Here is a 10115-nt window from a genome sequence, read left to right as displayed (position 1 = left end):
TCGCGACATTTTTCGCCCTTCCGCAGTTCAAAACCAAGATTGAATGGTGGGCTCCGCTGCGCTGCGCCTTTTGTCCAGACGACTGCCTCGCACGGAGATTCGGGCAATAGCGCGCTTCCTTTCTTACCGGCCGAACGCTTTTTTATCACTTCGGGGTGATAGGAAAGTTCCCTATCGCCCCGCCATGTCCATTTCGTACGCTCTCGGTCACTAGAAACGTTCCCTAGTGACCGAGATTTACGAATATATTCATTTGCGGTCACAAGGAGGCCTCCCTACTGCCCGGTATCACCCAAAATGCACACCACCTGGCAATAAGATCGTTCCCTACTGCCCGGTATCGCCCCAGATGCACTTCCCCGGGCACTAAGACCACTCCCTAGTGACCGCGCCTGTCCGATCCCTCCTATTTATCAGCAAACAAAAAAAGACGGCTCCTGGGAGAGAGCCGTCCTCAAAAGGGGGAAATGAGAATGTTGCTGTGTTCAATGATAGTATGCCCGCCTCACACTACTCTAAACCTCTTACACGCCGATTTTTTCAAATTCTTTTTTATCGGCTTTATCCGTGTAACCGCAAAATCGTGTGCGTTACTTCTTTTTCCATGTCATAGGCGTTAAGCAGATGGTCCAATTCGACGCTTAACCGGATCGTATCAGCGGAGGAAAGCCCTTTTTCCCGTGCAGTGGTTAAGAGTTCCTTGCGCGTCTGTTCGATCTTTCTCTCCAACTTATTCACTGGCACACCTCCATTGGGTCACTACATACCTTCAGGTAGTTTACCATAGCCACCAAACAAAAGGTATCTAAAATTTTAGACAACTTTCGACAAAAGTCTTCATAACTTCTAACATTTGTACAATCGATGAATTCATGATACTTTACGTATATCTAAAACGAATAGTACACAACAGCGCTCAACGAAAAAGGAGTTGGAGAGTATGGAAGAGATGGAGAACCCGAACATTGCAACTGTAGGATCGATCATCGAATTCGGTGAAGACCTGCAGGGAATTGTGGAAAAGGTGAACGACAACTCGGTTATTGTCAACTTGACGTTCATGGAGAATTTCGATGACCTCGGACTTGAAGAAAAAACAGTGGTCAATCACAAACGGTACAAGATTATCCACCGAAAAGAAGATTGAAACTTTTAAATGAGGGAATCGTCAAATTACAGGAAGAAAAAGGAGGCCACCCGATGATTAACCGAAAATTGATGTACACAGCGCTGTCCGCATCGCTTCTGCTGGCGGCATGCGGGACAGACAGCAATAACGAAAAAACAGACAATGCCGGAGTCGAAGATCCTTCCGAAACGGTGAATACGGATACTGAAGGAACGGACACTGGCACTGACAGCGGTACAACGGACGATAGCGGAACGACGGATGACAGCTCATCCGAAGGGACTGAAACGGATGGATCCGATTCTGCCGGCGAAGGTGAAAACAGTGAAGGCGAAGACAGCGGGCAAGAAGCGGATGACACTTCAGCTGAGCTTCCTGACAGCAGTGAAGTGACGAGCGATGAACAAGACTTCAAGATGCAGGTCCTTGACGGCTATACACTGACAAGCGAAGAACCGGGACGCGATGTATTATACGTAAAGGATGATGATTCATACTTCATGAGCATCTCAACGTCCGATTCTGCGGACGCTGATTATGACAAAGCCCTGGAGAACATGAACACAAAGCTTGCGGCAACCAGCTCCGATGCCTCACCTGCTGAACTGACCAAAGGTTCCGATCTGCCGGAGAGCGGCGGTCTCGAGAAACTGAAAGCGTACCGCGTGCTCGCAGCGGAAGGTCCGGTCACAGCGATGCTCTTCGAACGCGGCAGCATGCTCGTGGAAGTCATGATTTACGATAATAACAACGAAAAGTATTACGATGACTTCCTTAAAATGGCTGAAACCATCGTTTCGACGAAATAAGTTTTTACGTTATTAATCAAGTGAACAACCAAAAAAACTGATCGGCCACATTGGCTGGTCAGTTTTTTTGTGAAGACAGATCCCGTATGGACACTCCGAGTTTCTGCAGCAGTGCAGAAGCCTGCTCCTGTTCCTCAGGTGTCAGTACCGAAAGCAGACGGGTTATGTTATCCGCGTGTCCGGGGAACAGGGAGGCCATCAGTTTGTCACCGGATTCCGTGATCGCCACATACGTGACACGCTTATCCTGGGCGTTGGTCTCCCGGCGCAAATAGCCGCTGTCTTCCAGCTTATTGATGACGTAGGTCATCGACCCGCTCCGCATGAGGATCTTTTCCCCGATTTTCTGGATAGGCTGCTTCCCTTTATGGTACAGCAATTCCAGCACCGCGAATTCAGTCGGGTTCAGACCTTCCGACGTAATGAGCCGATTCGTTTCTTCGTGCAGCACTTTACTCGCTCTGGACAGGACGACAAATAACTTCAGTGCCCGTTCATTCGCGTTTTCCACATCACTTCACCTGCAATTTCCCTTTTGGTCGATATACATAGTATAGTGCCCAAACGGACGTTTCGTCAAAAGTTGGGATGGCGGTGAGGTGTCAATTGGCCGGAAGGTGGGTGATCTCATGGACGTCCTGCATGCAATGTACAGGGAAAACGAGCATGAATGTCGTGCCGAGTTCGAGCTGGCTCGTGACGGCCACTGAACCGCCCAAGTCCTCCATCGTCTTGAGGACGAACGGCAGTCCGAGTCCCGTGCCTTCCGGTTTCGACGTGAAGAAAGGCATGAACATGTTTTTCACTTGCAGCTCCGACATGCCTTTCCCTGTATCCGTAACAGTAAGGCTGAATGAGTGTTCCCCAGGCCCTTTCTCCAGCTTCAGCGTCAGGACGCCGCCCGGTCCCATCGCTTCGAAAGCATTCTTGAACAAGTTGAGAAGCACTTGTTTCAGTTTATCCGCATTGGAATAGATCATCGAATTGCAGAAGGAGCTGTCCTGCCAGTCGATTTCGATTGACTCGAACATCGCTTTCGGCTTCATGATCTCGAGCACTTTCGTGATCAGCACGCCGAGTGAAAACTCCGAGTATTTCTCTTCGGTCGGTTTCGACAGCATGAGCATTTCGTTCAGAATGGCTTCCATACGCTGCAGCTCGCTGTCCACCACTTCCAGATACTTCGCCGTATCTCCCGTGGCAGTCACTTCCATCAGCTGCACGAATCCCTTAAGCGTCGTCATCGGATTACGGATCTCATGAGCAATGCTCGCCGCCATCTGTCCGACCGTCGACAGCGAACCGGAATGTTCGAGCTGTTTGCGCAGCATTTCCGTTTCCGTGCAATCCTTCACTTCCACGACATAGATATCACTCTCCATGTTGTAGGAAGACCGGATTTCGAAAAACTTTATATCGTTCGGGTCTTTTTCGAAACGCCCCGTCAACATAGCTTCCCCGAAGGTCTGCAGTCTGCGTACATAATCGGCGTAGACCCGCTCCGCATCATCTTTCAACGTATTCAATTTCCGGTAGATTGTCTGGACATGCCTGCCGACGAGTTCTTTACGCGACATATTGAACAGACTGGTCACCTTATGATTGACGTCCATGATCTGCCCTTCCCGGCTGACAAGCAGGATGGTCTTCGAAACGCACCCGAACGAGCTTGCATACACCGATGAAGGGATGTCGACTTCAGAGGCGGGCAATATGAACGTCACAACCGCCTGCTGCTTGTCTCTGCTGTAGAAGACGTGCGCTTTGCAAAGGCATTCCACGTTGTCGCGGATGGAGATGGCGAAGTTGTCCATCTGCACGACCTCCGTCTCCTCAGAGTTTTTCAGAATATCATACCAATCCTGCAAGCTCTGCCTGACGGTGATCCGTGTCAGAAAGTTATCATCCTCGTGCAACGAAAACTTGTTCTTGAATAATGTATTTGCAAGGACAATGGTTCCGTCTTTTTCCACTAAGATGCATGGATTACGATTTTCCTTGACGAACAGGGACATACTTTTAAAAGCAGTTTCCACTTGGCCCGACATCCTTTCACCCCGAGAATATAGATAGGCTATGCAAACAGACGGTGATATATGTTCACTGTTACTAATGAATGTTATCTACATGAAAGATTATTCCACATTTCATCTGACCCTTATATAGGCCTAAGGGCACAAATATTTTTACAATTCTAAAATAACTTGTTGCTTCGTGTGCTTTTATACTAGACGGTTCCCGGCGGCAGGGCCGCATGGCAGCCCAGCCGATCACCCGATGATGACCCGTTCCTTCGGATAACGGATGGACGTCTTGTGAACTTTTCCACCGAGCGTGAAGAGGAATGAGATGAGCCCGACCCGGCCTATGAACATGAGTGCCATGATGATCACTTTCCCGGGCACTGACAAGTCGGCTGTAATCCCGAGCGACATGCCGCACGTACCGAACGCGGACGTAATCTCAAACAGCAGCGGCACGACCGGAATCCCTTTCTCCGTGATGAGCAGGATCAGCATCGAGACAATGACCATGAAGCCCGCAAGCAGAATGACAGCATACGAGCGGAAGATGTCGATAAGGGTGATCCGGCGCTGGAAGATGTGCACGACGTCCTTGCCTTTAGCAAAGTTGATGAGGAACAGGATGGCGATCGCGAACGTCGTCGTCCGGATCCCTCCGCCAACCGAACTCGGCGAAGCACCGATGAACATGAGGATACTGATGACGATGTCGGTCGCATCACTGAAATTTGTAATGTCATACGTCGTTAATCCTGCGGAACGCGCGGATACCGAGTGGAAAAGCGATGTAAACAGCCGCTCATGCCATGGCATCCCCTTGAACGAATGGAACGACTCGAGGACGAAAATCATGAGCGCCCCGCCCGCGAGCAAAATGCCGAATGTCGCCGTCGTGATCTTCGTGAACAGCGAGAAACGGAAATGGGGCACTTTTTTCGAGAAATAACTCTTCACTTCGACAAGGACCGGAAAACCGATTGCGCCGAGGACAATCAGGATCATCGTGATGGTCTGGATGAAATAATCATTGAAATATGGCAGCAGCGAAGCATCGGTAATGTCGAAACCAGCGTTCGTCGTCGCAGAGACCGCCATGAACATGCCGTTCAGGAGCGCTTCCGAGAATGTATCGTAGAGCGGCATGATATACAGCGTCAGGATGATCCCGCCGATCAGTTCGATCAGGAAGATAAGCCAGACGATCTGCTTGATGAGCTGGACGACGCCTGCGAGTGAATACTGGTTGGAGTCCACCATGATGAGCTGCCGTTCGCGGAGGCCGATCCGTTTTTTCAGGAGCAGCCAGAAGAACGTGCCGATCGACATGATGCCGATGCCGCCGATCTGAAGGACGAGCATGACCATGCACAGGCCGAACACCGTATATGTACCGCCGATGCTGATCGGGGTCAATCCCGTAACGCTGACCGCGCTCACCGCCGTGAACAGGCTGTCAATGAACGATACATGCACGCCCTCATTGTAAACGCCCGGTAAGTTCAGCAACAGGAAAGAAAACGCTATTGCCAGGAAGTAATAAAATACGATTATTTGAGCCGGTGTGAAGCGGCGGAAATTGTCTCTGCTGAATCTCATTGTCTATCCGATCCTTTCCTGCTGGGAGCCATTATCATACCACATTTGAATTTACCCTGTCAGTGAAATCTCAGCCACTTACCCTTCGCCTGAAACCATGGCCCACAGCGGATGAACACGAAAAAGCCCACCGCTGCCAGTCTGCCTGACAGCGGTGGACGTTATTCTTTTTGCTCGATGGCTTACTTTTTCTTCTTGCTAGCGACAGCTGTCAAGTAACCGCCGACAGCAATACCTGCCAGCACGATCCAGAACGTGAGCTTCCACGCTGCTGAATGCGGGAAGGATTCAGCCAGAATATGCACTTTCGGATGTGCAAGCGTCATGACAACGAGTTTGATACCTACCCAGCCTACGATCAGGAAAGCCGCTGTCTCAAGTGACGGATATTTCTCCAGCAAGGTCACGAACTGGCGCGCTGCAAAACGGATGAGGACCAGACCGATGATGCCGCCGATCATCATGACAGTGAACTGGCCGCCGTTGATGCCGCCGATATGGAAGTCGCCGAGTTCGGGAAGTGTAACAGCAAGCGCCACCGCTGCAAGCATGGAATCGAGAGCGAAAGCGATGTCAGCAAGCTCGACTTTCAATACAGTCATCCAGAAACCGGACTGTTTGCGTTTCTTCTTCGTCGGATCCGCCTCTTTGTGGTGTTTCTGATCCCATATACTCTTTATGGAGATATAGAGCAGGTAGACCGCCCCGAGCGCCTGAATTTCCCAATAGTTCACGAGGTACGTGATGAAGAACAGCGCCGCGAAACGGAAGACGAATGCTCCGAGAAGCCCGTAGAATAATGCTTTCTTCTGCTGTACTTTCGGTAAATGCTTCACCATGACGGCCATGACCACAGCGTTATCCGCAGCCAGCAGGCCTTCGAGTACGATGAGGACAACAAGCACCCATGCGTATTCCAGTAAAATCGTTTCCACAATGAATTCCTCCTTTTTTTCCATCAAAAAAACCCTCACCTAATAAAAGGCAAAGGTCTCGCTAAGTCGGAATTTGTGAAAAATCCAGCTATCATAACCGATGGCGCTAAAACACCATGTATTGACGACTATGAAATAGGTTTCCCTATAGCTACTCCCCTTTGACAAACGTCAAAGACATTCAGTTGTTGGGTCATTTCTCTCTCCATTATACTAAGCTTCGGCGGTTCTGTAAACTCCCCAATTGCCCAACTGCAGATTATTTCCATCCGCTGTTGCTGCCCAGCCGATAATAGAGTGACACCTGCACTGAAAAAGCAGCCGATTCTCTGAGCTTCACAAACCTTTGCAGTCCGTCTTACTGTATGACGGCTCTGCGGTTTCTATTCACGGCTGTCCCCGTTTCACGTAAAAACAGCCGGCATCTGCAGGAAATCTGCGGATGCCGGCTTGGCAGGCTGTACGGTTTTCATCACAAGTCTTCAGGCACTTCGTAATCGGGCTGCGGACGCGCCCGCCGCCTCGTCTTCTTATCGAACAGACTGTAGACGATCGGGACGATATACAGCGTCAGGAAGGTCGAGCTGATCAGACCGCCGATGACAGCGATCCCCATCGGCTGGTTGATCTCCGTGCCTTCACCGATGCCAAGTGCGAGTGGCAGCAGGCCGAGGATGGTCGTGAGTGCCGTCATGAGGATCGGACGCACGCGGTTCTTCACCGAGATGACGATCGCTTCGTATGACGGCATCCCTTTTTCCTTCTGCTGGTTGATGTAGTCGACGAGCACAATGCCGTTGTTGACGACGATACCGACGAGCACGAGGATACCGATGACCGCCGTGACACTGATCGGCGTCTTCGTGACAATCAGGCCGATGGCGACACCGATCACCATGAGCGGCACCGAGAACATGATGACGAACGGATATTTGAACGATTCGAATTGCGCAGCCATCACGATGTAGACGAGGACGACAGCCAGGATGATCGCGAGGAGCATGTCATTTGCTGCGTTCTCGAACAGTTCACGGTCGCCGCTGTAGGACATTTTCACGTCATCCGGCAGATTAAGGCCGTCGATCGCTTCATTAACTTCTTTCGTCACTTGGCCGAGCGAGCGGCTGTTTTCGTATTTCACATCATACGAAACGGAGTGCGCCTGGTCGACACGCTGGATGGCGACCGGTCCTTCCGCAATGTCGATCTTCGCGACTTGGCCGAGTTTCACATACTGCCCGGTCTGTGTGCGCAGCTTGATCTTCCGGAGGGCCCCGGTGTCTTCGTAGAATTTCTTATCATACTGGACGTTGACGGTCAGCACTTCGTCGTTCTCATCGACAATCTGCGTGGCGAACGTACCGCGCGTGACATCCGTGATGACTTGCGCGACCTGGTACGGCGCGAGGCCGAAGTTCGCAGCAAGTTCCCGGTCGACGGTCACTTTGACTTCCTCGACCGTGTCCATCAAGTTATTGGAGACGTCCGTGATACCGTCGAGCCCTTTCAGCTTTTCATCGACTTTCTCAGTCGCTTTCATCAGACGTGCTTCGTTTGTGTCTTCCAGCGAGAACGACAGCGTATTCGGGCTTGACCCCGCAGCCGCCTGCACGCTGAAGCTGATATCCGCTGCATCCCCGACCGACTTGACGACTTTCGGTTTCACGTCGTCCATGAACTCGAAGACGGAACGGTCGCGCTTATCAAGCGGTTTCAGTTTCACATACATTTCAGCAGTGTCCGCCTTCGAGCCGCCCTGCGCCATCGACTGCTGGGTTCCGCCGACGAGACTGACGTACACATCGACATCCTTCTGTTTTTTCAGGACGTCTTCCACTTTTTTCACGGCCGCATTCGTCGACTCAAGTGACGAGCCATTCGGCAGTTCGACGTTGACGCTGAAGAAGCCTTCATCGGTCGACGGCAGGAATTCCGTCCCGACCTTTGTCATGCCGAACGCACTTGCTGCGAGAACGACAGCGGTCAGCATGAGAATAAGGAACCGGTGGCTGAGCGACCATTTGACAGAGTTCTCGAACGTCCGCAATGTACGCGACCGTCTCCTGCGCGCCTCGACATTGCGGCGCGGCTTGCGCAGCATCCGGCTCGCCATCATCGGAACGACCGTCAGTGCGACGACGAGGGACGCGAACAGGCTGAACGAAATGGTCAGCGCAAACTGCGTAAAGATCTGGCCGATCAGCCCGCTGATGAATACGACCGGCACGAATACCGCGAGAGTCGTCAGCGTCGATGCGATGATCGCGCCGCCGATCTCCTTCGACCCTTCGCTTGCCGCTGTCCTGCGGTCTTTCCCCATCGCCAGATGACGCTCGATGTTTTCGATGACGACGATCGCGTTATCGACGAGCATCCCGATGCCGAGTGCGAGCGCACCGAGCGTCATGATGTTCAGCGAGAAGTCCGCGAAGAACATGAGTACGAACGTCACGATGACCGAATAGGGAATCGCGACTCCGATGATGATCGGACTGCGGACCCCTTTCAGGAAGAAGAACAGGACGATCATCGCGAAGATGCCTCCGAGGATGAGCGACTGGCCGATGTTGTTGATGGCCAGCTGGACGTAATCCCCCTGGTCAAACAGGATATCAGCATTGACGTCTTTGAACTGCTTTTCATCGAGCAGGCGGTCGAGTGACTGCTTGAACGATTTGGAGACTTGCGCTGTGTTCGCACCCGACTCCTGGAGCACGGAGAGCAGAACGGCCTGCTGGTCGTTCGCTCGCGTTATCGTATCGTTGGCGGCTTCCCCACGGCTGACGGCTGCGACGTCTTTGACATACATGCGCTTGCCCGTCAGCGGATTCGGCCCGATAATGACATTTCCGACATCTTGCGCATTTGCGAGCGTGCTGACAATCCGTGTCGTCAGCTGTTTGCCGCCCGAAGCACTCACCGGTTCACCCGGCATCGTGACGTTCGACGCCTGGACCGCCTGGACGACGTCGGCCTGCGTCAGACCGTTCTTCTCCAGTTTGGCTTCGTCGAGCTTGATCTGGATTTCTTCCACTAGTTTACCTGAGACACTGACGCTCGCCACACCTTCCGTCTGACGGAGCTCGGTCTCAAGCTCTTCCGCGATCTTCCGGATATCGACATCATCCTTCGCCGTTTTCAGCGACAGCTGGATGACCGGGAACTGGGACGGATCGAATTTCATGAAGCGCGGCTTGTCCGCGCCTTCCGGGACAGGGACCTGGTCGATCCGCTGGAGGATATCGAGCTGGACATCATCGATACTTGCGGACCAGTCGAACATCATGAAGATGAGGGTCGCCCCTTCCTGCGACGTGGACTGCAGGGATTTCAGACCGGGAGAGGTCGAAAGGCTCTCTTCCAGAGGCTTGGTGAGCTTCTCACTGACCTCGGTCGGCGAGGCGCCGCCATAGTTCGCGACGACGACTGCAACAGGCGGGTTGAGATCCGGGATGAGGGTGACAGGAATCTTGAAGAATGAAACAGCTCCGAGGATGATGATGAGAAACATCGTGACGATCGTAAACACCGGTCGTTTGATCGAAAAATCGCTTATTTTCATGTACGGGTCCCCTTTTTCAGAAATACAATACTTTCATCATATGCAATGCAGCGTACGAGT

The 10115-nt window shown here is 52.1% G+C and carries 9 protein-coding genes; 2 read left to right on the top strand and 7 right to left on the bottom strand.

Going from position 1 to position 10115, the window contains the following annotated elements; translation table 11 throughout:
• Both NFU03_RS00635 and NFU03_RS00630 read right to left on the bottom strand, forming a co-directional pair.
• The coding region (locus NFU03_RS00635) for a hypothetical protein (RefSeq protein WP_251635211.1) at window positions 1-263 on the bottom strand (263 nt) is incomplete at its 3' end.
• 298 nt (window positions 264-561) lie between these two features.
• Complete coding sequence (locus NFU03_RS00630) at window positions 562-738, bottom strand: aspartyl-phosphate phosphatase Spo0E family protein (protein WP_251635209.1); 177 nt, start codon at window positions 736-738, stop codon at window positions 562-564.
• Window positions 739-940: 202 nt separating this feature from the next.
• Between NFU03_RS00630 and NFU03_RS00625 the strand changes: the two genes are divergently transcribed.
• Window positions 941-1147 (top strand): YkvS family protein, encoded by a 207-nt coding sequence (locus NFU03_RS00625; protein ID WP_251635208.1) that lies wholly within the window; start codon window positions 941-943, stop codon window positions 1145-1147.
• Window positions 1148-1200: 53 nt separating this feature from the next.
• On the top strand, window positions 1201-1938 hold the full coding sequence (locus NFU03_RS00620) for a hypothetical protein (RefSeq protein WP_251635206.1): 738 nt from the start codon (window positions 1201-1203) through the stop codon (window positions 1936-1938).
• Between the two features lie 58 nt (window positions 1939-1996).
• Here the strand turns inward: NFU03_RS00620 and NFU03_RS00615 are convergent, their stop codons facing one another.
• The 5 genes from NFU03_RS00615 to NFU03_RS00595 form a co-directional block, all read right to left on the bottom strand.
• Window positions 1997-2449 (bottom strand): MarR family winged helix-turn-helix transcriptional regulator, encoded by a 453-nt coding sequence (locus NFU03_RS00615; RefSeq protein ID WP_251635204.1) that lies wholly within the window; start codon window positions 2447-2449, stop codon window positions 1997-1999.
• Between the two features lie 91 nt (window positions 2450-2540).
• A complete protein-coding gene (locus NFU03_RS00610) occupies window positions 2541-3974 on the bottom strand; it encodes an ATP-binding protein (protein WP_251635202.1) in 1434 nt (477 codons plus the stop codon).
• Window positions 3975-4208: 234 nt separating this feature from the next.
• Window positions 4209-5558, bottom strand: a complete 1350-nt coding sequence (locus NFU03_RS00605; protein ID WP_251635200.1) for a TrkH family potassium uptake protein — start codon at window positions 5556-5558, stop codon at window positions 4209-4211.
• Between the two features lie 182 nt (window positions 5559-5740).
• The gene (locus tag NFU03_RS00600) at window positions 5741-6493 is read right to left on the bottom strand and encodes a TerC family protein (RefSeq protein WP_251635198.1); all 753 of its coding nucleotides are present in this window, start codon (window positions 6491-6493) and stop codon (window positions 5741-5743) included.
• A 472-nt stretch (window positions 6494-6965) separates the two neighbouring features.
• Window positions 6966-10055 (bottom strand): efflux RND transporter permease subunit, encoded by a 3090-nt coding sequence (locus NFU03_RS00595; protein WP_251635196.1) that lies wholly within the window; start codon window positions 10053-10055, stop codon window positions 6966-6968.
• Between the last annotated feature and the right edge of the window lie 60 nt (window positions 10056-10115).

It is taken from the genome of Sporosarcina sp. NCCP-2716, from assembly GCF_023707985.1.
GTDB lineage: Bacteria > Bacillota > Bacilli > Bacillales_A > Planococcaceae > Sporosarcina.
Note: the sequence above shows the minus strand (reverse complement) of the source record. Positions and strands in the feature narration are given on the sequence as shown.